Annotated in this window: 24 protein-coding genes; 15 read left to right on the forward strand and 9 right to left on the reverse strand. The window is 34.3% G+C overall.

Annotated elements, in window-relative coordinates:
- Positions 1–407 precede the first annotated feature (407 nt).
- Positions 408–1,823, reverse strand: coding sequence for a hypothetical protein (locus EMTOL_RS16135; RefSeq protein ID WP_015030377.1), 1,416 nt, complete (start codon positions 1,821–1,823; stop codon positions 408–410).
- Positions 1,813–2,418 carry an RNA polymerase sigma factor gene (locus tag EMTOL_RS16140; RefSeq protein WP_015030378.1) on the reverse strand — a complete coding sequence of 202 codons (606 nt, stop codon included), beginning with the start codon at positions 2,416–2,418 and terminating at the stop codon, positions 1,813–1,815. The genes EMTOL_RS16135 and EMTOL_RS16140 overlap by 11 nt, the downstream gene beginning before the upstream one ends.
- A 166-nt stretch (positions 2,419–2,584) precedes the next feature.
- On the opposite strand from EMTOL_RS16140, the gene EMTOL_RS16145 reads away from it, so the two are divergent.
- The 8 genes from EMTOL_RS16145 (at position 2,585) to EMTOL_RS16180 (ending at position 9,064) form a co-directional block, all read left to right on the forward strand.
- Complete coding sequence (locus EMTOL_RS16145; protein ID WP_015030379.1) at positions 2,585–3,322, forward strand: hypothetical protein; 738 nt, start codon at positions 2,585–2,587, stop codon at positions 3,320–3,322.
- A 116-nt stretch (positions 3,323–3,438) separates the two neighbouring features.
- Complete coding sequence (locus EMTOL_RS16150; protein ID WP_015030380.1) at positions 3,439–3,741, forward strand: hypothetical protein; 303 nt, start codon at positions 3,439–3,441, stop codon at positions 3,739–3,741.
- A gap of 247 nt (positions 3,742–3,988) precedes the next feature.
- The gene (locus tag EMTOL_RS16155; RefSeq protein ID WP_015030381.1) at positions 3,989–5,359 is read left to right on the forward strand and encodes a protein-disulfide reductase DsbD family protein; all 1,371 of its coding nucleotides are present in this window, start codon (positions 3,989–3,991) and stop codon (positions 5,357–5,359) included.
- Between the two features lie 124 nt (positions 5,360–5,483).
- Positions 5,484–6,059, forward strand: a complete 576-nt coding sequence (locus EMTOL_RS16160; RefSeq protein WP_015030382.1) for a Rieske (2Fe-2S) protein — start codon at positions 5,484–5,486, stop codon at positions 6,057–6,059.
- Positions 6,060–6,103: 44 nt separating this feature from the next.
- Complete coding sequence (locus tag EMTOL_RS16165) at positions 6,104–6,547, forward strand: thioredoxin family protein (RefSeq protein WP_015030383.1); 444 nt, start codon at positions 6,104–6,106, stop codon at positions 6,545–6,547.
- Entirely contained in the window at positions 6,534–7,466 is a 933-nt protein-coding gene (locus tag EMTOL_RS16170; RefSeq protein ID WP_015030384.1) for an FAD:protein FMN transferase, read from the forward strand. The genes EMTOL_RS16165 and EMTOL_RS16170 overlap by 14 nt, the downstream gene beginning before the upstream one ends.
- 2 nt (positions 7,467–7,468) lie before the next feature.
- Positions 7,469–7,687 carry a DUF4266 domain-containing protein gene (locus EMTOL_RS16175; protein ID WP_015030385.1) on the forward strand — a complete coding sequence of 73 codons (219 nt, stop codon included), beginning with the start codon at positions 7,469–7,471 and terminating at the stop codon, positions 7,685–7,687.
- An 84-nt stretch (positions 7,688–7,771) separates the two neighbouring features.
- Positions 7,772–9,064, forward strand: a complete 1,293-nt coding sequence (locus tag EMTOL_RS16180; RefSeq protein ID WP_015030386.1) for a DUF3570 domain-containing protein — start codon at positions 7,772–7,774, stop codon at positions 9,062–9,064.
- 124 nt (positions 9,065–9,188) lie between these two features.
- Here EMTOL_RS16180 and EMTOL_RS16185 read toward each other — a convergent pair whose 3' ends face one another.
- Both EMTOL_RS16185 and EMTOL_RS16190 read right to left on the reverse strand, forming a co-directional pair.
- Positions 9,189–9,956 carry a LytR/AlgR family response regulator transcription factor gene (locus tag EMTOL_RS16185; protein ID WP_015030387.1) on the reverse strand — a complete coding sequence of 256 codons (768 nt, stop codon included), beginning with the start codon at positions 9,954–9,956 and terminating at the stop codon, positions 9,189–9,191.
- Between the two features lie 10 nt (positions 9,957–9,966).
- Complete coding sequence (locus EMTOL_RS16190) at positions 9,967–11,025, reverse strand: sensor histidine kinase (protein ID WP_015030388.1); 1,059 nt, start codon at positions 11,023–11,025, stop codon at positions 9,967–9,969.
- 324 nt (positions 11,026–11,349) lie between these two features.
- Here EMTOL_RS16190 and EMTOL_RS16195 point away from each other — a divergent pair, with 324 nt between their 5' ends.
- From EMTOL_RS16195 to EMTOL_RS16215, 5 genes are all read left to right on the forward strand, one after another.
- Entirely contained in the window at positions 11,350–13,893 is a 2,544-nt protein-coding gene (locus EMTOL_RS16195; RefSeq protein WP_015030389.1) for a TonB-dependent receptor, read from the forward strand.
- A gap of 205 nt (positions 13,894–14,098) precedes the next feature.
- Positions 14,099–14,959 carry a dienelactone hydrolase family protein gene (locus EMTOL_RS16200; RefSeq protein WP_015030390.1) on the forward strand — a complete coding sequence of 287 codons (861 nt, stop codon included), beginning with the start codon at positions 14,099–14,101 and terminating at the stop codon, positions 14,957–14,959.
- Positions 14,960–15,089: 130 nt separating this feature from the next.
- Positions 15,090–15,653 carry a YceI family protein gene (locus EMTOL_RS16205; RefSeq protein WP_041693626.1) on the forward strand — a complete coding sequence of 188 codons (564 nt, stop codon included), beginning with the start codon at positions 15,090–15,092 and terminating at the stop codon, positions 15,651–15,653.
- A gap of 262 nt (positions 15,654–15,915) precedes the next feature.
- Entirely contained in the window at positions 15,916–16,608 is a 693-nt protein-coding gene (locus EMTOL_RS16210; RefSeq protein ID WP_015030392.1) for a hemerythrin, read from the forward strand.
- A 166-nt stretch (positions 16,609–16,774) separates the two neighbouring features.
- Positions 16,775–18,028, forward strand: coding sequence for a DEAD/DEAH box helicase (locus EMTOL_RS16215; RefSeq protein ID WP_015030393.1), 1,254 nt, complete (start codon positions 16,775–16,777; stop codon positions 18,026–18,028).
- A 69-nt stretch (positions 18,029–18,097) separates the two neighbouring features.
- Here EMTOL_RS16215 and secG read toward each other — a convergent pair whose 3' ends face one another.
- The 5 genes from secG to miaB all read right to left on the reverse strand — a co-directional run bounded on the left by secG (position 18,098) and on the right by miaB (position 22,688).
- Positions 18,098–18,469 carry a preprotein translocase subunit SecG gene (secG, locus tag EMTOL_RS16220; protein ID WP_015030394.1) on the reverse strand — a complete coding sequence of 124 codons (372 nt, stop codon included), beginning with the start codon at positions 18,467–18,469 and terminating at the stop codon, positions 18,098–18,100.
- A 120-nt stretch (positions 18,470–18,589) separates the two neighbouring features.
- Positions 18,590–19,252, reverse strand: a complete 663-nt coding sequence (locus EMTOL_RS16225; RefSeq protein WP_015030395.1) for a DUF8458 domain-containing protein — start codon at positions 19,250–19,252, stop codon at positions 18,590–18,592.
- A gap of 62 nt (positions 19,253–19,314) precedes the next feature.
- Positions 19,315–19,872 (reverse strand): LptE family protein, encoded by a 558-nt coding sequence (locus EMTOL_RS16230; protein ID WP_015030396.1) that lies wholly within the window; start codon positions 19,870–19,872, stop codon positions 19,315–19,317.
- 7 nt (positions 19,873–19,879) lie between these two features.
- Positions 19,880–21,202, reverse strand: coding sequence for a sigma-54 interaction domain-containing protein (locus tag EMTOL_RS16235; RefSeq protein WP_015030397.1), 1,323 nt, complete (start codon positions 21,200–21,202; stop codon positions 19,880–19,882).
- A 52-nt stretch (positions 21,203–21,254) separates the two neighbouring features.
- Positions 21,255–22,688 carry a tRNA (N6-isopentenyl adenosine(37)-C2)-methylthiotransferase MiaB gene (gene miaB / locus EMTOL_RS16240; protein ID WP_015030398.1) on the reverse strand — a complete coding sequence of 478 codons (1,434 nt, stop codon included), beginning with the start codon at positions 22,686–22,688 and terminating at the stop codon, positions 21,255–21,257.
- Positions 22,689–22,892: 204 nt separating this feature from the next.
- On the opposite strand from miaB, the gene EMTOL_RS16245 reads away from it, so the two are divergent.
- Positions 22,893–24,209: a gluconate:H+ symporter gene (locus EMTOL_RS16245; RefSeq protein ID WP_015030399.1), complete on the forward strand. Its 1,317-nt coding sequence runs from the start codon at positions 22,893–22,895 to the stop codon at positions 24,207–24,209.
- Positions 24,210–24,372: 163 nt separating this feature from the next.
- Positions 24,373–24,981 (forward strand): TetR/AcrR family transcriptional regulator, encoded by a 609-nt coding sequence (locus EMTOL_RS16250; RefSeq protein WP_015030400.1) that lies wholly within the window; start codon positions 24,373–24,375, stop codon positions 24,979–24,981.
- Positions 24,982–25,010 lie beyond the last annotated feature (29 nt).

The raw sequence follows: 25,010 nt of genomic DNA on the forward strand, positions 1-25,010 counted from the left end.
CGGATATTACGAAACCTAAACTAAATGGTGTTTTCGAAGTAGGGACAACCTTCTACTGGAAGACTGGCGGAGCAAGCATTCATTCGACTTTTCATTCCTTTGAGGTTACTTAAAAATTTGGCTGGACGGGTAAGACATTAGGCATGTTTGCTATTCATAACTGGACTCTTACTTCTTTGAGAACCTAACGATTATCTTGGTAGAGGAAAGTATGGAGGGTTTATTAGTAAGTATTTTGCAAAAAACGTTCAATAAAATCCCCGAAAATGATATGCAAAACTGGCTCAAACTACTAAAAATCGAATCTGAAAAGTAGTGTTTAGGACTGTTTTGCATGGTGAATAATAAAATACTAATTGTTGTAAAGAGAATTACGAAGCAAGTAGTATTTTACATTCAGTTGATTATTATTTGACTCGATAAAAACTATTTAGCTTGATCCCGAAGGTCCAATCTGTGGGTTTATAGGTAAGTGTTTTAAATTGATAAGCTGCATATGGACTAATCTGTAAAGAAAATTTTTTCCAACGTTTCTCAATACCTGTAGAAAACATCAAATTATTAAATGCTGTTACTTTAATTTTTTCAGAAAAGGCACTTGGCGAATCATCATAATTATGACGCGAAAATGAGGTTAGTTTTTGTAAATGTAAATCAAAGTCAGTTCCGCCACCCAAAGTGAAAGTGAAATCATTTCGAAGGGCTATTCTATAATTGAGATACAATGGAATTCGGAATAGAATTTGGCGAGCTTCAATGTTTTCGATTGGAACCCCAACAGGAAAGTCTACTTTGTGCTCTTCTCTAAAATCTTTGGTTGTTTTTCGTTTAAATTCATCTTCATTCCCGAAATGCTCAAATCCCAAGAAATTGACAGAAGCACCGGTGCTTACACTCCATTTTTTTCTTAAAAGAAATTCAGCCAAAATGCTAGTTCCAATTTGTTGGTTATCCATATTGGCACCAATACCAATTCTATATTTGAGAGGTGGTAATTTGATGGAAGGCAGTTTGAATTCCTTATTTTTTACCAATGCTTTTGTATCGTATGATTTAAGTATAGGTTCTCTAAGTAGTGTTGCAGAAGATAAGCTCAAAGGAAGGAAGCCCTTACTTCTCACTTCATTCAAATTGATTTGTTTAGAAATTTCTACTTGTTTATCAAGAGTAATTGCATTGTCGGTAACGTTGCTATTTTTAGGAGTATATTCACCTTGGTTACTTATCTCCTGTGCAGATTCCTTCTCATAATTTATATTTCTCTTAACAATCGTTTTTTTAGGGGTTTTAACAAAAATACCTACTTTTCTGTTTTCATTTTTATTACTCTTGGAGCCATTAGTAGCCTCTATACTTTCAAATGAATTATCATTGTTATTTTCTACTTCACTAATTGGGTTTGATTTTGTCTCACTTAGATTGTCTTCCGAAAAATTAATCTCTTGTGGGTCATTTAATAAAACGTCTTTTCTAATATGTTTCAAAACATAAACTGTGTCAATTTTTTCAACAATTACTTTCTTTTTGAGCGGAATAGCAGTGGTTGAAAGCAATTGTTTTTGCTCCAATTTGGTATTTAATTCGTTAATTTTATTTAGTAAAATTTTATTTTCATTCAATTGATATAAAGTAGTAGTTAAAAGCGAAACGATTAATAATGTGCTTACCGAATAGGTAAAAACATGCCCAAATCTCTGCCAAAAACTCAGAGGCAAATGTTGTGTAATATACCCTTGAATTCGGTCAACTTCATTTTCGGAAAATGGTGGATGAAAACTCTCAACCTTGCGTCGAAAGGCTTCATCAAATTTATCAGTGTTCATTGAGTTTATTTTTTCTCGATGAGTAAATATCAAATAAATGTGGATAATGAATACGAATCATTTCCTGTAACTTAATGCGAGCATCTTGAAGATTCGATTTTGAAGTACCTTCTTGAATACCTAATTGTTCGGCAATTTCTTTATGTTTATATCCTTCAATTACATATAACATAAATACCATACGATACATTGGTGTGAGTTTGCGTACGAGACTCATGATTTCTTCAGTGGAAAGTTTACTAATGACATCATCATCAAAATCAGTAATTTCAACTTCATCAATGGCAACATGTAATTGGTATTTTTTATTTGCTCGGTAATAATCAATGGCAGTATTTATCATAATTGTTCGAACCCATGCTTTGAAAGGTTGCGAAGCATCATATTTTGAAAGATTATTGAAAATCTTTAAAAAGCCATCATTTACCATCTCTTCAACTTCTTGGTCATTGCTCGAATATCTTGAACAGATACTCTTAGCAAACCCCAAATGAAGTTTGATAAGCGTACGTTGGGCTTGGCTATTATTATTAATGCAAGCTTTAATTACGCTCTCTAGATTATCTTCCGAAAATGTACTTTTCTTAAAAAACAATGTAATTAGATGGTTTGAAAGGTATTGTAAAGGTAGTTACGTTACGCTTAAAAAAATGGTGGGGTATAAATAAAAAAAAACATTTTTTTTGAGTCAACCCCACGTTTTTATTTTCTGTAGCGTAAAGCCTATCAAACACTATTTCTCATTTAAACAAATATTACCTATGATTCGCTTGAGTAAGTTAATGATTGTATTGGCATTGTTGATTGGTATAAAATCAGTACCAGTTTTAGGGCAAGACTCAACAAAATCGTCTATTCGGACAGTTTTTTCTGGAAAAAAATCACCCCTAAAACTCAGATATTTAGGGTTGTATGTGGCTCCCGAGTATCAGTTTGGGCAAGTAGGTGGTTCTTTTACTTCTTTAACAGGAGGTTCTGTAATGTTACAGTTTAATAAAAAATTAGCTTTAGGATTCACAGGTTATAGTACTGTAAGAGGTACTCAAAATAATGTTAATGGAATGTTTGCGGGCCTAAAAACTGAATATACAGTAATGCCTGATGCGGCTATTCACGTTTCATTTCCATTAATGTTTGGCGTAGCCAGTGATGCCTTTCGCTTTGGTGAGTTTGGTGAACACCATGATGGCTTCAGGGGTGGTGATAGGGGAATGCCTGATTCAAATTTTGACCCAAATGCCGCTAATGGTACGCAAGGACGGTTTCCTGATAGAAATAATTTTACGAAAAATTATTATAGTGTAGTACAACCAGGAGTGGTAGCTGAGGCAAATCTTATGCGATTTGCAAAGATTTTTGTTGGGGCAAATTACCGATTTGCTTTTGATAATAATGGATTAAGTTCTGATTATAAAGGTTTTTCTGCGAATGTTGGATTGAAACTTGGTATTTTTGATTATGCTTTATCAAAAAAATCAAAAAAGAAAACTGATAATTAATAAATTTTTAATTAGTCGTGCAACCATTTATTACGTCCCAGACGTCATTCATTTCAGTAATTACTAATTGAAGCTTCGCTGTAAAAATCATTTCTAATTCTAAATTTATTATACCAATGAAAAAAATAGTAGTTGTGGCTGCTTTTGTTATGGCGGCTGTATATATGACTGCCTGTAATAAAGAAGCACTCTCTCCTGATTCGATTGCTAACGATATTAAATCTGCAGCTACCGCCGACTCAACTAAGCATAAGCATCCTAAGAAGGATTCTTTAGGTATAAAGAGAGATTCATTAGGTCATAAACCACCAAAAGATTCACTCGGAGTAAAACCTCCTAAATTAGACTCTTTGAAAACTAAGCCACCAAAGTTAGATTCACTTGGTCATAAACCTAAGAAAGGTCCAAAGCACGGATAAAAGAATAACACAAACAATATTTTTATTTTTGTGATTGGTCAAACTTCCTGAAATTTTCAGGAAGTTTTTCTATATCATGCAACCATTTTAATAAATGTTTTCGTCTAAATCAGGTAAGCAATCTTTTTGCAAATACTAATCTAAAAAACACTTCGATTATTGATTCAAATTCTCCTCTTGTTACCCTATTATTTATGAGCTAAAATTAAAGGCTCCCTAAACGAATTATTCAAATAATTAGATACTCATGCACGAACAACAGTCTTTGCTCGGTTTTCTTTCTGTGGCATTTTTGGCAGGAGTTGCCAACCTTTTTATGCCTTGTATTTATCCAATAATGCCCATGACTGTAAGTTTCTTTACGAAACAAACTGACGGAGCTCGTAAAGCCATGTTTTATGGTATTTCAATCATGTTTGTTTTTGCAATCATTGGATTTGTAACAATGGCATTTGGAGCCCCGTTTCTTAATTTTATCAGCACGCATTGGCTCCCAAATTTAGTTTTCTTTGTTATTTTTATCATTTTTGGAGTATCACTTTTGGGGGCTTTTGAAATTGTTCTTCCCCATCAGTTTGTCAATAAAATTGATGGGATGTCGGAAAGTGGAGGTTGGTTAGGCATTTTCTTTATGGCACTCACTTTGGTGGTTGTCTCGTTCTCTTGTACTGCCCCTTTTGTCGGTTCATTATTAATTTTAGCGACACAAGGTGAAGTTTGGCGTCCGCTTTGGGGAATGCTGGCCTTTGGTTTGCCATTTGGCTTAGTTTTTACCCTATTGGCTATGTTTCCACAGTGGTTAAAAAGTATGCCAAAATCAGGTGGATGGATGAACGAAATGAAAGCCGTAATGGGTTTTGCAGAATTTGCTTTAGCATTAAAGTTTTTAAGTAATATCGACCAAGCTTATCACTTCAACCTTTTGCATCGAAGTACATTTCTTATGATTTGGATTGTTATTTTTGGATTAATTGCACTTTATATTTCTGGGTTTATTCGCCTACCTAAAGATAGTAAGGTCAAATCGTATCATTGGTCGAGAGTAGTTTTTAGTATGTTGTTTTTTGTGTTTACTTTTTATTTGATTCCGGGGATAGTTCAAGAAAAACCACTTGATTTATTATCAGGAATATTACCGCCTCAAGATAATCAATCAGAATTAGCGGGTGTTCCTTCTGAAAAGCTTCGTCCAATGCCGCATGGTCTGACTGGTTTTAGTGATTTTGATGATGCTTTGGCCTATGCCCAAGAAGTAAATAAGCCTGTTTTGGTTGATTTTACAGGATATGCTTGTGCCAATTGCCGTAAAATGGAAGAAAATGTATGGATTAAGCCAGAAGTTTTGGAGAGGTTGAAAAATGATTATGTAATTGCGTCGCTCTATGTGGATGATAAGAAAGAATTACCCAAAGAGAAACATTATAAATCTTCGTACGATGATGAATTGAAAACAACCATTGGTGATAAAAATATGGATTTGGAGATTACTAAATTCAATAATAATGCTCAACCTTATTATGCTGTAGTTGACGCCAGCGGCAAAACGATAGTAAATCCTGTGGGTTATTCAAGTGTTGAAGATTTTGTAAAGTTTTTGGATGAAGGTAAAAAGAAATAGAATATTTTGTCAACCAATCGAAAATCAAATTCGTCTTTAATAAAAAAACTTGATTTTACCCCACCTTATCATAAGGTATTGCGTAATATAAATATAACCATTATTTAAGTAAACTAAAACTGTTATGACTCGTTTTGAATTTTTAAAATCTCTTGGATTTAGTGGTGGAGCTTTAATGACCTTGCTCACTTCATGTGTAAGAGAAGATGATAAATATGTAAATGCTTTAACGGTAGCCCCCGATGGAACTACAAATACGGGGACAAACACAACAACTGGCACTACTACTACTGGATCAAATACAGGGACTACAACAACAGGTACGACCACGACTGGAACAACCACTACACCAGTTAATGTAACAGGAATAATTTCTACGGAAGAACTAAATAAAATTACAAATACTAAATTAAAACTAGATTTAACTTCAACTACTTACGCCAAACTAATGACAGTAGGCGGATATATGGTTATTAGCAATATTGTTGTGGCACTGTCTAAAGCAAATACTTATATTGCAGCAACGGTAGTATGCTCGCATGAACCTAAGAAACAAGTTATTTATTACAATAATGAGTGGTATTGTACGGCACATGGAGCGAGATTTTCACTAACTGGAGCTGGACTAAATGGCAATGGAAGAGCTGGCTTAACAGTCTATAAAGTAGCAACTGATGGTAAAACCCTCGTTGTCTATTAATTCTATTATTTTTGAGTATTTTTAAATTTTAAACTTAGAAACAAATGAAATTATTAAGCATTCTTCTAACATTTATATTGCTTGAAGGAGCTCCACAGTGGGGAAGTGACTTCGATAAGGCAAAAGCAGATGCTATTCAAAACCACAAATATATTGTAATAAACTTTTCGGGTTCTGATTGGTGTGGACCTTGTATTAAGTTAAAAAGAGATATTCTTGATTCTCAGGAGTTCTTGAACTATGCTTCTACCAATTTGGCACTTGTTCGTGCTGATTTCCCGAGACTCAAAAAAAATCAATTGGATAAGAAGCAAACCGCTTTAAACGAGGCATTAGCAGAAAAATACAATCAAGAAGGTAAATTTCCTTTTACTGTGTTGGTTAATTCAGAAGGAAAGGTCGTGAAAGAATGGGATGGTTACCCAGCAGGAATTACAACTGAAGCATTTATTCAAGAAATTCAGTCGATTGTAAATGCAAAGAAATAATGTTCATCATAAGACGCTCCGCTTGATGGGTAATCGGTTTACGATTACGGTTGTAGAGGAAGATGCTCAATGGGCCGAACAGCAAATTGATGAAGCCATTGCAGAAGTAAGTCGAATTGAAAAACTCTTGACTACCTTCAACAATGATAGCCAAACTAATCAGATTAACGCTAATGCTGGTATTATGCCAGTAAAAGTTGACCAAGAAGTTTTTGATATTATCCAGCGTTCATTGAGAATTTCAGTTTTGACCGATGGAGCTTTTGATATCACCTACGGCTCAATTGATAAAAGATTTTGGAATTTTGATAGAACAATGACTGCTTTACCAGACCCAGAAACTGCCAAAGAAACCATTAAACTCATCAATTACAGGAATGTAATTTTAGATTCTCAAAATCTAACGGTGTTTTTGAAAGAAAAAGGGATGAGAATTGGTTTCGGAGGAATTGGTAAAGGATATGCTGCTGAAAGAGCGAAACAATTGTTGATTCGTAATGGAGTAAAAAGTGGAATTATCAATGCTGCTGGTGATTTAACTACTTGGGGAAATCAACCCAATGGAAAACCTTGGATAATTGCGGTGGCTGACCCCGATGCTCAAAATCAGGCCTTTTCATTTCTTAATATTAGCGATGTGGCAGTTGCTACTTCAGGGAATTATGAAAAGTTTGTGATAATTGATGGGAAAAAGTACTCACATACGATTGACCCAAAGACAGGTTATCCCGTGTCAGGAATAAAAAGTGTGACCATCATTTGCCCAAATGCCGAACTTGCTGATGCTATGGCAACTCCCATAACAGTTCTTGGAGTTGATGCTGGTCTTGGACTTATCAATCAAATGAAAGGGATTGCCTGCATTATTATCGACGACGACAATCAAATATATACATCTTCTAACATTAATATTTTATAAGAATGAAATCAATCAAAATATTAGCACTGATGGTTTTCCTACTTGGGTCTATGGCTTCATGCGTAACAGTAAAAGAATACCAAAAAAATCGAATCAATGATTCTGAAATGGAATTGGCCGCACGCAAAGCAGAAAAATTTGAAACCAGTTTTTATCTTTATCGTGAAGGGGCTTCAGGTGCAAATGGTGGTAAAAGTGGTGGTGGGTGTGGTTGTAATTAATAATTCTAAAGGGCATCAATTAGACCCAATGATTTAAATTTGAATAGTCGTTGATAGTTTTTCGACTATAAATCAAAATCCCCTATGAAAAAAGTAACATTAGCTATTGGTTTGTACGTAGGCATTTTGAGCGGAGCTCGTGCCCAATATGATGAAACTAAATATATTTTTAAGAACAGAAATACTGAAACTGGTAAAAGTTCAATTCCAACTTCGAGTAAAAAATATAAGTTAAGCTCCAAGCCAGTGGCAGAAAGTGGCTTTAGAACTTTAAAACTTGATGAGGTGAACTTTGTTTCGGCTTACTATAATCAAGATGGCAATCACTCGGCTGTTACAGGTGGAATTGGTACAGAAAAATTGATTGACTTTGCCAATTCGATAGATTTGAAATTGTCATTTACAGATAGAAAAGGACGCAAAAATTCAATTATCGGTGAAGCATCCGTTGATTATTACTCATCTGCTTCCTCTGATAAAATTGACCCCCGTTCGATTTCTTCAGCATCAATGACGGATACACACTTTTATCCAACTTTATCTTGGAGTAGAAAAAATGATAAAACCCATAACACAGTTGGGGCAAGTTTTTCGTATTCTACAGAATGGGATTATCAATCTTACGGCGGAAATTTAAGTTATTCGAAATCTTCAAAAGATAATAATACAGAATTAAGCTTAAAATTGGGTGCTTTTTTCGATACATGGTCGGTTATTTTACCTTATGAGGTTAGACCTGATGGTTATGGTTCAGGAGCTGAAGGAGATAATAATATTGATTATAAACGTAGAAATTCATATAATCTCTCTATTGGGGTTTCCCAAATTATCAATAAACGTTTACAGGTAATGGCGGTTGTCGAACCTTCTTTTCAAGAGGGTCTTTTGAGTACGCCATATCACCGAGTGTATTTTACTGATGGAACACTAAAAGTAGAAAAATTACCGGGTACTCGTGCCAAACTCCCTGTTGGTTTACGAGCAAGTTATTTCTTAGGAGATAGATTCATTATTCGTTCTTTCTATCGTTATTATCAAGATAATTGGGGAATGAAAGCTCATACCGTTAGCTTTGAAGTTCCGATAAAAATTACCTCATTTGTTTCTGTTACACCACATTATCGCTTTAATAGTCAAACTGCGGTAAAATATTTTGCTCCAATAAACACGCACAAGTTAACAGAGTCATATTACACTTCCGATTTCGATATTTCTGATTTTAGAAGTGCTTTTTGGGGAGCAGGTATAAGAATTGCTCCGCCAGACGGCGTCTTAGGAATTAAGCATTGGAATACGGCCGAACTTCGCTACGGGCACTATAACCGAAGTAATGGAATGGTGGCAAATATCATTACTTTGAGTGCAAAGTTTAAGTGATAATTTGATAAAGTAGTTCTTTGTCTGAGTATCTTTTTATTTTTGAACTGATTCTCAGACAAAACTTTATAGACCTAAATTATGCCAAAGTGTAGTATTCTTAGGAGCCATAATGATGACAAATTTAAGAAACCTGTTTCTTCTCAATAAATTCTTTGAATGCTTTGCGGTAGGTATCGCTTATAGGTAAAAAAGCTTTTCCGATTTGTACCTTTTCTTTATCTATGGCATCAATGGCATCAAAAGCAATAATGTAGGAGTTATGTATGCGTATAAACTGGCTTTCGGGAAGTTGTCCTTCTAAACTTTTCATTGTTTGTAGCGTGACAATTTTCTTGGTTGGAGCGTCTTTGGGAGTATCTCGCTCTTTTACATGAATACTGACGTAATCTTTTAAACCTTCAATGTAAAGTATTTCATTGAGCCGAACCTTCACTAATTTAGTTCCATCTTTTACAAATATAAAAGATTGGCTGCTTTCAGCATTTACCGTTATTTCCTGAATAACTTTCTCTTGTAGAACAGGTTGAGCCGCTGTTAGACGAATGGTTGCTTTTTCAACTGCTTTTAAAAATCGTTCTAAACTGATGGGTTTCAATAAATAGTCGAATACTTCGAGTTCGTATCCTTCTATGGCGTATTCAGAGTAAGCGGTTGTAAGAATAACTAGTGGTTTTTTTTGTAGAATTTTCAGTAAAGTGATACCAGTAATTTCGGGCATTTGAATATCTGAAAATAAAATATCTACCGCATTCTCGCGAAGAAAATCTAATGCTGCTAACGAACTTGAGAATGATTTCAACAATTGAAGATGAGGAGCTTTATTTACGTAGGCTTCCATTAGATTTCTCGCCAGTGGCTCATCTTCTATAATTATGCAAGTTAGCATCATGATTTTATTATCAAGCCAAATTTAGTTTCAATACAATTTTATAATTTTTCTCATCTTCATTTACTTCCAAATCATATTTATTTGGATAACTTAAGTCTAGTCGTCGGCTTACATTTTGAAGACCAATTCCAGATTTTTCGTTGGTAGTCTCCAAATTCGCTGGTAATTTACTGTTTTCAACCGAATAAATACATTCTTGTCCTTCTATATTAATGGAAATGTTTACATAAGCATTAGTAGAACTATTACTAACACCGTGTTTGAAGGCATTTTCGAGAAAAGTAATAAAAATTAGTGGCACAATTTGAACCTCATCTGGATTTCCTGCAATTTCAAAGTTGATAGGCACTTGATTATCTAATCGTAGTTTTTCAAGGCTTATATAATTCTTCATGTATTCAATTTCCTTAGCTAATGATACCTTCGGGTAATTGGAATCATAAAGCATATAACGCATCATTTGCGAGAGTTTCTCAATTACTTCAGTAGTATTTGGCGAATTTATCATCGCTAAATAATAAAGGTTATTGAGTGTATTGAATAAAAAATGTGGGTTTACTTGGGCCTTTAAGAATCTTAACTCAGCAGTAAGTTTTTCGTTTTCTATTTCATTCTTTTTAGTTTCTAATTCAAACCAGTCTTTCACGAATCGAAGCATACCTATAAAAATGGCAATAAAAATGGCTCCAATGGCGTGTTGGATAATAAACTTCGAAGAGTATAAAAATCCCTTTGCTTCCTTGATTTCAAGATAAATATATCTTTTGAGATAAATATGACAAATAATGATGATGGCAAAAGGTATTATAAATTCTATAACGTATCTACCTAAATTCTTATACTTTAAAAACCTTGGGAGGCAAATGAAATAGTTGAAATAACTTATCAATGCCATAAAAAATATCTGACTCGTTGCATCATAAAATGCACGTAGGTAGTTGGGTTCTTCACCGTGTCGGCTAAAGGTAATTTGGTAAAAGAAAAAAGAATAATATAATGCCCAGAAAGAAAGATGCAAAAGCAAGATTCGATTGGTTTGTAATAAACTACGTTGATTGAGATTCTGCATTTTTTCCTTGTTTTAGACTAAACTCAGATGAACGACTCATTGAATATTCATAAATAATACTCAAAGTTTGCTTAAAAAACTGATTTTTTGCAAGTGAAACTCACCATTTTAAAGCTATTTTGTGACAATTTTCTATAAGTCGGCACTAATTGTCGATAATCACACCAAACAATTCGGCAGTTCGGTATTGTCGAGTTATTGGCCGAGTTGTCGAGTTGAAGTACTAGGTTATCTATTTATAAAAATAGTATCACATTTCTATTATTTCTTTGTTGCAGAAATTATTTTACACAAAGAAATCTGAAAAGTCTAATCAATAAATATATGAAAAAGTTAATCGCATTATTCAGTGCTTCATTAATAACAGCGAATGTTTCTTTAGCACAGTTTGGCCCCGGTGGTCCTGGTGGAATGGGTGGTCAAAGAGGCGATAATAATGGTCGTCCACAAACTACACAAAAAGCTCCAAGTTTTAATATTGAGGGAAATGCCCCAAAAGGAAATTCTAAAGTATTTGGTTTTATTGTAGATGAAAGTGTTTCTACCGCCATTGAGTTTGCTAACGTAGCCTTATACAGTAAAGAAACTAAGAAAGTTGTCGATGGTACAATTGCCGATGAAAAAGGTAAGTTTTCTATGAATCGTGTAGCTGCCGGAGAATATAATTTGGTAATTTCTTTTATTGGTTTTAAAGATAAATCAATAGAAGTGAAAGTAGAGAAAGGCAAAGATAATGATTTAGGCGTAATTAAACTTTCTCAAAGTGTAAAGCAATTAGATGAAGTTACGGTTACTGCTGAAAAAGCAATGGTTGAAGAAAAAGTTGACCGTTTGGTTTATAATGCAGAAAAAGACCTCACATCACGCGGTGGAGATGCGGCTGATATTCTTCGTAAAGTTCCGATGCTCTCAGTAGATTTAGATGGTAATGTTTCATTACGTGGTACTTCGAATATCAAAGTTTTGATTAATAATAAGCCTTCTACAATTGTAGCAAGTAGTATTGCCGATGCTTTAAAGATGATTCCTGCCGATTTAATAAAGACTGTTGAGGTAATTACTTCTCCATCAGCTAAATATGATGCTGAAGGTTCGGGTGGTATCATTAATATTATTTTGAAAAAGTCAACTTTACAAGGGCTTACTTTAAATCTTGACTCGGGTGTGGGTATTCGCGGTTCAAATTTAAGTTTAAACGGAAATTATCGCCAAGGTAAACTTGGTGTAACTTTAGGTGGATTTGGAAGAGCATTTTATAATAAATCAGATGTAACACTCAACCAAACTACTTTGAGAAACGGTGTTTCTACACTTACCAATCAATCAGCTAATGCTTTTGACAATGGTTTGTTCGGAAGATATAATTTAGGCTTTGACTATGATTTGGCTAAAAATCAATCTCTAACAGCCTCAATTGCTTTTGGTACTCGAAATTTTAGTCGTAATCAAGATTTTACGATTAACCAATACTCAAATAATGTATTGGGTTCTACAAGCTACCGTAATGTTGATAGCCGTGATTTATCAAATTCCGTAGATATTAATCTTGATTATATCCGAACATTCAAACCATCTCAAGAATGGTCAGTTTCAGGGCAATTTAGTCAAAATAAATTGACAAATAATTTCTTCACCGATTTATTGGGTAATTCGCAAGAACTAGTGAGTCGTCAGAAAAACCTAAATAAAAACTTTAATAATGAAATGACATTGCAAACAGATTTTCAAACGCCAATCAAGCAAAATCAAATGTTTGAAGTTGGTTTGAAAACTGTAATACGTGAAGTAAACAGTGATTATCAATATTTGATCGCCAATCCAACTGGTTCTTTTTCAACGGATGCACGTAACCCGGCAGGTTTATTAAATTACAACCAAAGCATTGCAGCAGGATATATCTCATATACATATACAACGAAGAATAAATTGACCTTTAAGGCAGGTTCTCGTTATGAGTACACAACTATTGACGCCAATGACCAAAAAGGAAAAATTACTATTCCAGCTTATGCAAACTTAGTACCGAGCGTAAATATCTCGAAAAGTGTAGGGAAATCCTCGACTTTGAAATTGGCTTATAATAACCGTATTCAACGCCCAGGTTTACAGCAATTAAATCCAAACTATAATGCTTCGAACCCGCAAAGTATTTCAGTTGGAAATCCAAGTTTAAAACCAGAGGTTTCGAATAATGTTGAATTCAGCTTGAGTACTAATATAAAGAAGACTTATCTGAATATTTCACTTTTTGGCCGACAAACGAATAATTCTATTACTCGTATTTCAATGCCTTCAGATACAGTTATTGGAGCTATTATTACTACTTTCCAAAATATTGGTAAAGAACAAACGTTTGGAACAAATATTTTCGGAAACTTCTTCTTAACTCAAAAATGGACAATTAATGGTGGTGTTGATATTTTCTATAACTACTTAGAAGGACAACAAACTGGCTTGAACGGACTTTCTTCTAAAATCAGTAATTCAGGTATTGTAGTAAGTGGACGTTTACAATCACAAATTTCTTTGAATAAAGGATGGGCTGTGCAGGCGTTTGGTGGATTTAGAGGAAACCGTGTACAACTTCAAGGAACGCAAGGTGGTATGGGTATGTATTCTGTTGGTGTTAGAAAAGAATTTGCTAACAAAAAAGGAAGTTTAGGTTTAGCGGCAGAAAATTTCTTTGGAATGACCATGAGAAGTACACTTACTACGCCACAATTCAATCAAGAAATGTTTAATAAACTTTATAACCAAAACGTAAAATTAACATTCAGTTATAAGATTGGTAAAATGAAGTTTACGCAAGCGAAGCAATCGAAAGTTAAAAATGATGATGTGAAGTCTGGTGGTGATAATAATAACTAAGTTCGACTTATTTTATGATAGTTTTGGGGTAGATTATTCCAAAACTATTATGAAAAAGCTATATAAAAGATTTTTATTTTGATTAGGTTGAAAATTAGAAGGCTTGTGATATTATCCAAGCCCCTTCTTTTTAAAAGGAAAAGAACCCAAAACAACTATTTTAATATTACATTCGTACTAACATAAATTTTCTCCTAAAAAAACTATGAATCAAGAAATTATTAACCTATTCGACGAGTACACGCACAAACCACTTTCAAGAAGCGAGTTTATGCAGCGTTTAACAAAACTTACAGGGGGTACTGCCGCTGCACTTGCAGTTTTGCCCTTGTTAGAAGTTAATTATTCAAATGCAGTTACTATTGCCGAAGACGATGAAGATATCATTACTGAAGAGGTATCTTTCGAAGGCGATGGAACTGTAATGAAAGCTTATCTGGCTAAGCCTAAGAAAATTAATGGAAAAATTGGGACTGTTTTAGTGATTCATGAAAACCGTGGGTTAAATCCTCATATCAAAGATGTTACACGTAGAGTTGCAAAAGCAGGGTATATCGCACTGGGAGTTGATGCACTTTCACCCTTTGGAGGTACACCATCTAATGAAGATGAAGCACGCGGTTTATTCGGAAAACTAGATGCACAAAAGAATCTCAACAACTTTTTAAAAGGATTGGATTACTTACGTTCACTTTCTTCGTCAAATGGTAAAACTGCCTGTGTTGGTTTTTGTTGGGGTGGGGGAATGGCCAATCAATTGGCTGTAAATTCACCGAAACTAAATGCAGCAGTAGCATATTATGGGCGTCAAGCTGAAGCTGTTGATGTGCCTAAAATAAAAGCGGCTTTACAATTGCATTACGGTGGTTTAGATGAACGTGTGAATGCTGGAATTCCTGCTTATGAAGCAGCACTAAAATCGGCTGGAATTAAACATGAAATTTATATTTATGAGGGTGCAAATCATGCATTTAATAACGATACTGCCCCTACAAGATATAATCCAGAAGCAGCAAAACTTGCTTGGGAGCGAACTTTACGTTTGTTTAAAGAAACAATATCTTAAAGGCTATTAAATCTATTTAGTTAATAGATTGTTAATAAGTCACAAAGGGTTTGTTTATACATTAAATGTAATTACATTTGTTAAGTATAGTCTGTTTGTATATAGTATTAACCAAAAAAAACAATTTAAAATGAAAAAAATTACTCTTCTTGCCTTTGCTTTGTTAGCTTCAGTTTCATCTTTCGCTCAAAAATGGTCGCTTGACAAAGCTCACGCTAAAATGACTTTCACAGTTACACACTTATTAATGTCAGAAGTTGATGGCGTTTTCAAAAGCTTTGATGCTACAATTACTTCATCTAAAGAAGACTTCTCAGATGCAGTTTTTGATTTAACAGCAGATTTGAAGCAAGTAACTACCAATCAAGAAATGCGTGATGGTCACTTACAAAAGGCTGATATGTTTGATACTGAAAAGTTTCCAACAATGACTTTCAAAAGCACTGGTATTACAGCTGCTGGTCCTAAGAAATATAAATTAACAGGAAATCTTACTTTAAAAGGTGTTACGAAGCCAGTTACTTTAGACCTTACTTTAGTTGGTACTGGTGCGGCACGCGATGGTAAGAAATTAGTAGGTTTTAAAGCTACAGGTACAGTAAAACGTACTGATTTCGGTGTAGGTGCTATGCCAAGTGCAGTTGTATCTGAAGAAGTTGAACTTCGTGCATCGGGTGAATTTAAAGCAAACTAATTTATCGTAGATAAATTTAATGAAGGCATATTGAGTTTTTACTCAATATGCTTTTTTATTTTACTAGCATTTAAGAAGAACAAAAGAATTTATTGTATTCAAATATTCGCCAAAAGTGGGAAACGTAGAAGGAGATTTTTTAGTAAGCGAACTTATTTAGTTGTCATGAAATAATCAGTTTTCAATTATGACATCCCTCATGTTTTAAGATTGTCAATTTTAATAGATTTGCCTACTCGAATCTTAGACAGGTAAAAAAGATATGACAACAGTAAACGACCTCATTGATAATTCTAAAATGCTTCAGTTAATCACTGAGCGTTTGGACACTGCACCGAAAACGAAGAAGTTCAACCAATTGGAAACGAATCATGAACTACTTGACTTAATTTTAGATTTATACAACGATGATGAGGATTTTCCGTTTGAGAAATTACAAAAGTTTTCAATCGAAGATATACTTAATTATTTGCAGGTAACGCACCAGTATTATTTGAATAAAAAACTTCCAGAAATTGAACAATCTTTGTTACATATTTTTAGTAAATATGGGCAAAGCCATCAGTTATTAGCAAGTTTAGCGATTTTCTTTAACGATTATAAAAATAAATTAGTTGACCACATACGTATGGAGGAAAAACAATTATTCCCATACATTCGTAAAGTGATTGTTGCTTCAAGAGTAAAGCCAGTTTGTGCTGAAAAACTAGACCTTGACCCAGCGTTTTCAATCCAACAATTTATTGATGGCCACTCGCCAATAGAAGATGAACTTAAAGAGGTTAGTAGAATTATCCTTCAATATTCAAGCGATGATTCAACCCCACTACCATATAAAGTTTTTTTAAATCAAGTTGAACTATTTGAACTTGAATTGAGAAAGCATGCAATTATTGAAGACCATGTTTTAGTACCAATGGTAATTGAACTGGAGAATAAAATAAAAAAAGTATAGAATTAGCCCATTATTTACCTCTTATAAATGAATTATAGCCCGGTGAAATTTTCATTGGGCTTTGTTTTTATGGCTTAGCTGATTACTTTAATTTTTCTTGCATAACTCCAAATTTATATTACTTTTGTATAGAAAAAATTTCATTTATATCCCAAATTTAAAAAAATTGCAATTTAACGAATTTAACCTACACGACGATGTCTTATCGGGTATCGATGCAATGAGCTATTTGCAGGCTACCCCTATTCAAGAACAAGCTATTCCTATTATACTTTCTGGTAAAGATTTAATTGCTTCAGCCCAAACAGGCACGGGTAAGACAGCGGCCTATTTAATTCCAATTTTAGATTTCATTGCTCGTAATCCAAGTGATTATACTACTGCGTTAATTTTAGTTCCTACGAGAGAACTAGCTAAACAAATTGATGAGCAAATAGAAGGATTTAGTTATTTCGTTTCAGCAACAAGTATTGCAATTTATGGCGGTGGCAAAGGCGAAGATTGGAATCAACAACGCAAGGCCTTAGTTAATGGAGCAGATATCATTATTGCTACGCCTGGTCGATTAATGGCTCAGATAAAAACTGGTGAAATAAATTTTGAAAACTTAAAGTGTTTAGTTTTAGATGAAGCAGATAAAATGCTTGATATGGGGTTTGCAGAAGATATTTTATTTGTCATCAAGCATTTACCTATTCAAAGACAAAATTTGATGTTTTCGGCAACAATGCCCAAGAAAATTAGAGACTTTGCCAATAAAATCTTAAAAACTCCAGAAGAGATTCGTTTATCAGTCTCTAAACCTGCGGTGGGTATTGACCAACAATTCTATTTGGCTTCCGACGAACAAAAGCTTCCTCTTTTATTGCATTTAATGAAAAATACTGAAGCGGAATCGGTCATTATTTTTTCTTCTCAGAAATCAATGATTGATAAAGTTGTTAGAAGTCTCAACCGAAATAATATTGAATCTAAAGGAATTTCATCTGATATTTCACAAGAAGAAAGAGAAGAGTCATTACGAGGTTTTAAGAATAAACAATTTAAAGTATTGGTTGCCACCGATGTACTTTCAAGAGGTATTGATATTAACAATTTGAATTTAGTTATCAATATTGATGTACCTCGTGATGCAGAAGATTATATTCACAGAATAGGCAGAACTGCTAGAGCAGAAACAACTGGTACGGCCATTACATTTATTAACGAAAAAGACCAATATAGGGTTGCAAATATTGAAAAGCTTTTAGAACGAGAAGTTGAAAAGTTAAATATTACAGAAAGTTTAGGTTTTGGTAAAGCACCTGAATACAATCCTTCGCTTGGAAGAAAGAAAAATAGAAACTCTAAACCGAATAAGAAAGGCTCGTTCAATAAAAAACGGTTTGATAAACCAAAGAAAATTCAAACTACCACATAAAAAAAGGAGTCATCAATGACTCCTTTTTTTATGTATCAATAATAAGTCTACTTTGAGACTAATTGAATCTTACTTTGGTTGAGCTGCTGGAGCTGGAGTTGTTCCGGCTGGCGTGTTACCAGTTGCAGGAGCTGCTGCTGGAGTTGTCGCTGGAGCAGTTGGACGAGCTTGTGCTTTTTCAACATTTAAACCATTATCTTCGGCAGAAGCACCAGTTTTATCAGCAAAAATGCCTACAGTAAGAGCACCTACAATAATGAAAGCAAAAAAGCCCCAAGTAAGTTGCTCAAGTATATCTCCTGTACGTTGAACTCCGAACATTTGTGCACCTGCACCACCAAATTCACTCGAAAGACCACCGCCTTTAGGATTTTGAATCATAATCACTAAAACTAATAAGATGGCGATAATTACCATTAAAACTAAAACTGTAGTGTACATTTTTTCAATAAATGATTAAATATGAATGATATTCTTGCAATAATTTCTTTAAATAAGAAAACGAAAACTCTGCTAAAGTGTTGATAATGAATTGCTTATAATTCAAGATTGATTGTTACTTTACAACATCTTCTTTTGCAGGTCGGCGATTTTTTCCGCAAAGTAAGCATTTTTTTCTGGATTTTTTAATAAAAGTTTATGATAAACTTCTATCGCTTGGTCGAAACGCCCCTGACGTGCCAAAATCTTGGCATAGCTTTCTGTTAATAATGGGCCTTTGAGCGTTGTACTGTGTTCGCTAAGGTCTTCAACTTCTTCGTTGTTATTGGCAATTCTAATTGGTTGAATACGAGGCTCTTTCTTTATAAATTGCTCAATTAGGGCTAATTGTTCGTCTTGAATATTTTTTAGTGCTGGTTTTGCAATTGATTCTATTAACTCCTCTTCCAATTTCTCGCGTTTTAATTCGTCTTCAATAATATTTGGTGAAAATTTACTTTCAGTAGTTGATTCAGCTACTCTGATGTTAGGCACACTATTCCAATCCAAATCATTTTCAATCACTTTTCTTAGGGCATTTCTACTTAAAGCATAAATAGCCGCTTTTCTTACCGCATCTTGTGCAATTTCGGGGGCTTTTGAATAAATTCCTTTTGCAATCAGTGTGTAACTTAGTTGAAAATAGGGGAATTTTTTAGTAGCATTTTCCATCAACATGATATCATTTAGCGATAACGTTGATGGATTACTTAAGTATTCTATAAAAATATTTTTATCAAGCATAGTTTCAATTAGTGGATAATGTATAATTAAAAACTATATATTACACATTTTACATAAATAAATTACCATTGAGCTGCGGTATCGTTAAAAATGTTTAGTACCAATTGGTCAATAATTTTCGGTACTAAACTTCCTTCCACTTGAGCAAGGGTTTGTTCTTGCGGGAAATCTTGATAAAACGAAAACTCTTTTTCAAAGTTTTCATCTTCATTTTTTGCATTAAAAAACCTTACTTCTACTCTAATGGTTAATCGGTTAAGTGCCGCTTTATCACCCGACGTTGCTGATACGGGAGTTAATTCATAACCTGTTATAGCTCCTTCAAGTAATAAATCAGCATCATTAGGTTTGAGTTTTAAACTTGTATTACGCTGATAATATTCTTTTAATTTCTCTGTAAAAGTAAGCGTTAAATTGGCAGGCCCACCAGCGGTGTTCATTACAAAGTTTTGAATGGTGATAGTTTTCAAATCTTTGGAAAGTGTTGTGCCTGTAAACGAATAAATTTTACAAGAACTGAGAAATAATAAGCTAATGAATAATGAATAATGAATAAGGGCTAATTTTTTGTTGAAAAAAATATCATTAACATTCTTCATCTTCCATTCTTTATTTTTCATTAAAAAATTACTCATCTTCAATATCATATTGTTTGATTTTTCGATAAAGTGTTCGTTCTGAAATTCCTAAATCAAGTGCGGCATATTTTCGCTTGAAATTATTTTTCTTTAAGGCCCTCACTATCATTTCTTTTTCTTGCTTTTCCAGTGAATAAGAATTTTCTTCAGTTTCATGAGAGATATCCTCTACGTTATCTCGGTCATCTTGAAGACTATCTATTTTTATAACACCTTGATTTTCAATTGGTTGAAATGTTGGGTAATTATTGGTAGTTTGAGGAGGCGTATAAACAGTTGGCGGCATAAGGGCCATGTTTTCTTCTTGAATACCTCTAAATAAATCTTGATGCTGCTGAATCATATCATTATTCATAGGTATGCCATTGGCCTGCCCTTGCATGAGTGATAAAACTAACTTCTTGAGGTCAGTCATATCTTTTCTCATGTCAAATAAAACCTTGTAAAGAATATCTCTTTCTGAGACGTTATCATATTCTGAATTCAGACCTTTCAAAAGCGTTGGTAGGCCACTCGATTGTTCACGCGGAAGATATTTTGATAAAATTTCTGGTGTAATTAAGCGTTCTACTTCTAGGATAGTAATTTGTTCGGCAATATTTTTTAGCTGTCGAATATTTCCCGGAAACCTAAAATTCATCAACATTTGCCCTGCTTCATCAGTCAATTCTACGGGACGGATTTTGTTTTTTTCAGCAAAATCAGTTGAGAATTTTCTGAAAAGCAATTCAATATCATATCCACGTTCGCGTAATGGAGGAACATTGATTGGTACAGTATTCAAACGATAATATAAATCTTCACGGAAACGCCCACGTTCAACAGCATCAAGTAATTTTACATTGGTAGCTGCTACCACTCTCACATCAGTTTTCTTCACTTTTGAAGAACCTACTGGAATAAACTCGCCATTTTCAAGTACACGAAGTAAGCGGGCTTGCGTACCTACGGGCATTTCACCAATTTCATCCAGAAAAATAGTACCCGTATTAGTAGTTTCAAAATAACCCTTTCTATCATCAATTGCCCCTGTAAATGAGCCTTTTACGTGCCCAAATAATTCGGAGTCGATGGTTCCTTCTGGAATTGCTCCACAGTTGATAGCAATGAAAGGACCGTGTTTGCGTGAACTTAGTGCGTGGATAATTTTTGAAAATGATTCTTTCCCACTACCGCTTTCTCCATTAATCAGTACAGTCAAATCGGTAGGGGCAACCTGAATCGCCACGCTAAGTGCGTGGTTGAGAGCAGGGGCATTTCCGATGATGCCAAAGCGATTTTTGACCGACTGTAATTCTGTATTTGTACTCATTATTATTTAGCTTTTAGCTTTTTGCCTTTAGCTATTGGTTTATTTTCAAAGATTATTCTACGATATGTCCGATTAAAGTTGCTGAAGAACATTCAGTTATCATAACGTTTACATATTCACCTTTTTGATGATTTCCTTTAGGGAAAATTATCATTTTATTTTGGTCGTTTCTTCCAGAAAGGTGTTCATTCGAGCGTTTTGAAAATCCTTCAATTAAAACTTTATAAACTTTTCCGATAGACATTTGATTACGTTCCAAAGAATGTTCTCGTTGTTTGGCAATGATTTCGGCTAAACGACGATTCTTGATTTCATTTGGAACATCATCCTGTAATTTTTTAGCAGCAGGTGTATTTGGACGTTCAGAATAGGCGAACATATAACCGTAATCATACTTTACATAATCCATCAATGAAAGCGTATCTTGGTGGTCTTCTTCTGTTTCTGTACAAAAACCAGCTATCATATCTTGAGAAATACCACATTCTTCACCCAAAATCTCACGGATGCGGTCGATTTTTCCTATATACCATTCACGGTCATAGGTACGATTCATTAGCTCAAGAATACGGCTGCTACCACTTTGTGCTGGGAGGTGAATGTATTTACAGATATTATCGTACTTCTTGATTGTATAAAGTACTTCATCGGTAATATCTTTTGGGTGTGAAGTAGAGAAACGTACACGTAAATCAGGATTTACTAAAGCTACCATTTCCAATAAATTGGCGAAAGTAACAATATTTTCTTGAGCCGTTTCTGTTGACTTCCACTTGTAGCTATCTACGTTTTGACCTAATAAAGTAACTTCACGGTACCCTTGTTCAAATAATTCGGTTGCTTCTTTTACAATAGAATGTGGGTCACGGCTGCGTTCACGTCCACGGGTATAAGGTACCACGCAGAAACTACACATATTATCACAACCACGCATGATACTAATAAAAGCGGTAACTCCATTAGAATCTAATCGAATAGGGGTAATATCTGCATAAGTTTCTTCACGAGAAAGAAATACGTTAACGGCCTTTTGTCCATCTTCAACTTCATTAATAAGGTTTGGTAAATCACGATAGGCATCGGGACCCACAACCATATCAACCACTTTTTCTTCTTCCAAAAGTTTCGTTTTCAAACGCTCGGCCATACAGCCCAAAATGCCAATTTTTACATTTTTGCGTTTTTGTTTCATCGGAACAAGGTGCTGCAAACGATGACGAACTTTTTGTTCGGCATTTTCACGAATGGCACAAGTATTTAGTAAGATAAGCTCTGCTTCTTCGATTTTTGAGGTGGTAGCAAAATCATTTTCTCTTAGAATAGATGCCACAATTTCACTATCGGCGAAGTTCATTTGGCATCCATAACTTTCAATATAAAGTTTGCGTTTTGCCGTACTGATTTCGTCTTCGCTAATGCGAGCCACATCCAAGTCTTTCTTATCTTCTTCGTTGAGAATCTTTAATGAGTTTGTAACTAATTCCATGTTTTATTTTGAATACTTGCCAATGAAATAATTGGTAATTGTACAATTAGCGATAATTGTAATGCAAAAGTACAACAATACTGACAGATTGTCAGTTTAAAATAACTTAAATTTTTGAAGGAATGTTTTACAGGCGACTAATTGATATGATAGATGGTTATTTTTTACTATTTTGCTTTTTCATTCAACCTAATAAATTTAATCATGCCTCTGCTAGTAACTGTAATTAGTCTGTTAGTGCTTATTTTACTGATTTCATATTTTAAAGTTCATACTTTTTTAGCATTCTTGACGGTTTCTTTCGGGGCAGGTATTGCGTTGGGAATGAACCCAGAAGCTATTTTAAAATCAATTCAACAAGGAACAGGAAGTACTTTAGGGGCAATTGTAGCGATTATTGCATTGGGTGCCATGTTGGGTAAGTTAGTAGCCCAAAGCGGTGCTGCACAACGAATTTCAATGCAAATGATGTCGGTTATTGGTACAAGTCGTGTTCGTTGGGCATTTATGGTTACTGGTTTCATTGTAGGTTTACCATTATTCTATTCGGTTGGCTTTATGCTGTTGGCTCCTTTAGCAATTACGGTGGCCTATCGTTTTAAACTTTCGGCAGTTTATATTGCTCTTCCAATGTTGGCTTCGCTTTCAGTAACCCAAGGATATCTACCTCCTCATCCTGCTCCATTGGCATTAGTTAAGCAATTTAATGCTGATATGGGACTAACACTTTTCTATGGTATAATTGTGTCTATTCCAGCAATCTTAGTTTCGGGAGCTTTTTTCGGGGCAATTATAAAGAAATATAATGTTTTGCCGAACAAATCTTTTATCGCTCCAGAATTAACCGATGAGCAAATGCCCTCAAGTTTCAGCAGTTTTTTTACAGTTCTGCTGCCAATTATTTTAATCAGCTTAGCATCTATTTTATTACCTTATTTTTCCAAGGATTTATTGATTCATCAATTATTTGTTTTTTTAGCTGACCCAGTGGCAAGTATGTTTATTGCAGTGGTGGTGGCAATCTATTTATTAGGTATTAAACAAAGCAAATCATTAACTGAAGTATCTAACTTACTTGGTGATTCTATTAAAGATGTGGCTATGCTGTTTTTGATTTTTGGTGGGGCTGGAGCTTTAAAACAAGTCCTTACCGATGGGGGAGTAAGTCAATCAATTGCTGATATGATGTCGAATTCATCCATGCACCCGCTTGTTTTAGGTTGGGGAATGGCTGCTATCATCAGAGTAGCGGTGGGTTCATCAACGGTGGCGGGTATCACCACCGCTGGTTTTATGTTGCCACTTTTGGCTTCTACTCATACCGAGCCTCATTTAATGGTTCTCAGTATCGGAGCTGGAAGTATGATGTTTTCCCATGTAAATGATGCTGGTTTTTGGTTATTTCGAGAGTATTTTCAACTTTCTATGAGCCAAACCCTTAAAACTTGGTCAGTCATGGAAATACTAGTTTCAGTGATGGGGCTTTTAGGGGTTTTATTTCTGAAGTTTGTAGTTTTATAATTTTGGGCATAATCTTAAATTTTCTAAATTCTGATTTAGACGTTATTTCTTCCGCTTCATGTCTTTTTATTGAATTGTTTTGAATAAATATTTGTGCACCTGCTTGCTATATAATACGTTTGTATTAAATTTAACTAAACAGTTAAACTAATTGGTTAATTCAATGAAACAACAAAATAGCCAAACCGAAGAAAAAATATTAGAAGCTGCCGAAAAGATATTTTTGAGAGATGGATACGGCGACGCTCGCATGCAAGATATTGCTGATTTGGCAGGAATTAACAAGGCTTTGTTACACTATTATTTTCGTTCAAAGGATAATTTATTTGAATATATTTTTGAAAAGAAAATAAGTGTGATGTTTCCGAAGATGGAGGAATTATTTGGCCAAAATCTTTCATTTTATGAAACAATCTGTGCATTTATTGAAAAATATGTGTCGATTCTGGCAGATAATCCTTATATGCCTTTTTTTGTGATGTCAACTATCAATCGAGCTGATAGAAAGGATTTTATTAAGAAACTCCCTGTTTCTCTCAATCAAAAACTAATTGAACTTTACATGAAAGATTTATCTGAAAAGAAGGTAAGGGAAGTAAATCCGATTCAGCTAATCATTTCAATAATTAGTATGTGTGCTTTTCCGTTTATGGCAAGGCCTGTTATTAAAGAAATTACCAAAATTGATGAAGAACAGTTCAAAATGCTTATGAATTTTAGAGTTGCTGAAATTCAACAATATATCAAATACATTCTTATTCCTAATAGTTGATTTACTTTTGATTGAATAGAAATAATCAA

The organism is Emticicia oligotrophica DSM 17448, from assembly GCF_000263195.1.
GTDB lineage: Bacteria > Bacteroidota > Bacteroidia > Cytophagales > Spirosomataceae > Emticicia > Emticicia oligotrophica.

Coding starts and splice junctions, on each gene's coding strand:
- EMTOL_RS16135 (WP_015030377.1), bottom strand. CDS start 1,823: ATGAACACTGATAAATTTGATGAAGCCTTTCGACGCAAGGTTGAGAGT.
- EMTOL_RS16145 (WP_015030379.1), top strand. CDS start 2,585: ATGATTCGCTTGAGTAAGTTAATGATTGTATTGGCATTGTTGATTGGT.
- EMTOL_RS16150 (WP_015030380.1), top strand. CDS start 3,439: ATGAAAAAAATAGTAGTTGTGGCTGCTTTTGTTATGGCGGCTGTATAT.
- EMTOL_RS16155 (WP_015030381.1), top strand. CDS start 3,989: ATGCACGAACAACAGTCTTTGCTCGGTTTTCTTTCTGTGGCATTTTTG.
- EMTOL_RS16160 (WP_015030382.1), top strand. CDS start 5,484: ATGACTCGTTTTGAATTTTTAAAATCTCTTGGATTTAGTGGTGGAGCT.
- EMTOL_RS16165 (WP_015030383.1), top strand. CDS start 6,104: ATGAAATTATTAAGCATTCTTCTAACATTTATATTGCTTGAAGGAGCT.
- EMTOL_RS16170 (WP_015030384.1), top strand. CDS start 6,534: ATGCAAAGAAATAATGTTCATCATAAGACGCTCCGCTTGATGGGTAAT.
- EMTOL_RS16175 (WP_015030385.1), top strand. CDS start 7,469: ATGAAATCAATCAAAATATTAGCACTGATGGTTTTCCTACTTGGGTCT.
- EMTOL_RS16180 (WP_015030386.1), top strand. CDS start 7,772: ATGAAAAAAGTAACATTAGCTATTGGTTTGTACGTAGGCATTTTGAGC.
- EMTOL_RS16185 (WP_015030387.1), bottom strand. CDS start 9,956: ATGATGCTAACTTGCATAATTATAGAAGATGAGCCACTGGCGAGAAAT.
- EMTOL_RS16190 (WP_015030388.1), bottom strand. CDS start 11,025: ATGCAGAATCTCAATCAACGTAGTTTATTACAAACCAATCGAATCTTG.
- EMTOL_RS16195 (WP_015030389.1), top strand. CDS start 11,350: ATGAAAAAGTTAATCGCATTATTCAGTGCTTCATTAATAACAGCGAAT.
- EMTOL_RS16200 (WP_015030390.1), top strand. CDS start 14,099: ATGAATCAAGAAATTATTAACCTATTCGACGAGTACACGCACAAACCA.
- EMTOL_RS16205 (WP_041693626.1), top strand. CDS start 15,090: ATGAAAAAAATTACTCTTCTTGCCTTTGCTTTGTTAGCTTCAGTTTCA.
- EMTOL_RS16210 (WP_015030392.1), top strand. CDS start 15,916: ATGACAACAGTAAACGACCTCATTGATAATTCTAAAATGCTTCAGTTA.
- secG (WP_015030394.1), bottom strand. CDS start 18,469: ATGTACACTACAGTTTTAGTTTTAATGGTAATTATCGCCATCTTATTA.
- EMTOL_RS16225 (WP_015030395.1), bottom strand. CDS start 19,252: ATGCTTGATAAAAATATTTTTATAGAATACTTAAGTAATCCATCAACG.
- EMTOL_RS16230 (WP_015030396.1), bottom strand. CDS start 19,872: ATGAAAAATAAAGAATGGAAGATGAAGAATGTTAATGATATTTTTTTC.
- EMTOL_RS16235 (WP_015030397.1), bottom strand. CDS start 21,202: ATGAGTACAAATACAGAATTACAGTCGGTCAAAAATCGCTTTGGCATC.
- miaB (WP_015030398.1), bottom strand. CDS start 22,688: ATGGAATTAGTTACAAACTCATTAAAGATTCTCAACGAAGAAGATAAG.
- EMTOL_RS16245 (WP_015030399.1), top strand. CDS start 22,893: ATGCCTCTGCTAGTAACTGTAATTAGTCTGTTAGTGCTTATTTTACTG.
- EMTOL_RS16250 (WP_015030400.1), top strand. CDS start 24,373: ATGAAACAACAAAATAGCCAAACCGAAGAAAAAATATTAGAAGCTGCC.